This window comes from Streptomyces sp. SID9727 (genome assembly GCF_010550605.1).
GTDB lineage: Bacteria > Actinomycetota > Actinomycetes > Streptomycetales > Streptomycetaceae > Streptomyces.
In genome coordinates, this window is sequence record NZ_JAAGNI010000050.1 from 1 (window position 1) to 681 (window position 681).

General features: G+C 78.6%; 1 protein-coding gene. It reads left to right on the plus strand.

Features of this window, described 5'->3' with window-relative positions:
- Positions 1-153: 153 nt before the first annotated feature.
- The coding region (locus G3I41_RS02780; protein WP_164398703.1) for an SseB family protein at positions 154-681 on the plus strand (528 nt) is incomplete at its 3' end.

Below are 681 nucleotides of genomic sequence, written 5' to 3' on the forward strand. Positions count from 1 at the left end.
CCGAGGACGGCGGACCGGCCGGATGGCTCGCCCCGGCGGCCGGCGGCCTCGGCGTGCTCCTGCTGGCGGCGGGGGCGCTGCTGTGGCGCGGCCGCTCCCCGTTCACCCGGAACCGCTGACCGGGCGCCGCCGGCCAGGCACTACGCTCGCCCTGTGGCGCAGAAGAACATCCCGGACCCCGGTTTCTCCGACGACGACGGCACCGCCGACCCCGCCCTGGCCTCGGCGCTCGCCGCCTGGGCCGAGGACCGCGCGGCCGTCACGCCGGTCCTCGAAGCCCTGAAGGGAGCCCGGCTCCTGGTCCCCGTGGTGGCCGTCCTCGGCGAGGTGGAGGAGGACGAGAACGGCCTCCGCCGCGAGAAGACCAGCGACATGGCCGTACCCACCCTCCAGGCCGGGGACCGCCGCGCCCTCCCCGCCTTCACCTCCACCGCGTCGCTGGCCCGGTGGGACCCGCAGGCCCGTCCCGTCGCCGTACCCCTGCACCAGGCGCTCCAGGCCGCCGCGCACGAGAAGGCCGACACGGTGGTGCTCGACCTCGCCGGGCCGGTGGCCTTCGAGCTGACCGGGGCCGCCCTGCGCGCCCTGGCCGAGGGCCGTGCCAGCGCGGACCCGCTGGACGACCCCGCGGTCACCGCCGCCGTCCGCGCTGCGGTCGCCGCCGAGCCCGCCGTGCTCCGC